This window comes from Streptomyces sp. SP18CS02 (assembly GCF_036322365.1).
Taxonomy (GTDB): Bacteria; Actinomycetota; Actinomycetes; order Streptomycetales; family Streptomycetaceae; genus Streptomyces.
In genome coordinates this window covers 1-489 of sequence record NZ_JAQYXC010000216.1, presented here as the reverse complement: position 1 = coordinate 489, position 489 = coordinate 1, and the positions used below count along the sequence as shown (strand labels likewise).

The following is a 489-nucleotide window of genomic DNA, read 5'->3' as shown; positions in this document are numbered from 1 at the left end:
GGGACCGGTGGTGGACAACTGCACCAGCGTGGAACCGTCGGTCGTACCGACGACACCCCGCAGGCGCATCTCATGAACAACCTGCCCATCGGCCAGCAGGTCGGCGAGCGCACCCACAGGTGCGCTGCAGCCGGCCTCCACCAGCAGATCGGGGATGACCTGCGAGGCGACGGGGTGGCGCAGCGCGTGGGAGGCCACTTCGAGCAGGGCGCGCACGTCCCCGTGGAGCGACCCGGGCAGAGGGTCGAACTCAGTCGTCGGACTCCCTCTCCTGGCTCTGGGGCGAGCGTCGGTCGTCCCTGCCGACGCCACCGGCCTGCCGGCACCGCCGCCGTCACTGCCGCCCGGCCCTGGCGACCGGACTGGTCGCGGGCGCCGCGATCGTCTGCCTCGGCCTGGTGCTCGACCGGGTGACCCAGCCGACGGAACGCCGCACCGGCGCCGGAAAGGGGGCCTGACATGGCTGCTCGTACGAGGATCACCGCTCTC

At 72.6% G+C, this 489-nt stretch carries 1 pseudogene; it reads right to left on the bottom strand.

What is annotated here, in order from left to right:
- Positions 1 to 141: pseudogene (locus PUR26_RS02095) on the bottom strand (hydroxymethylbilane synthase); the annotation flags it as partial.
- Between the last annotated feature and the right edge of the window lie 348 nt (positions 142 to 489).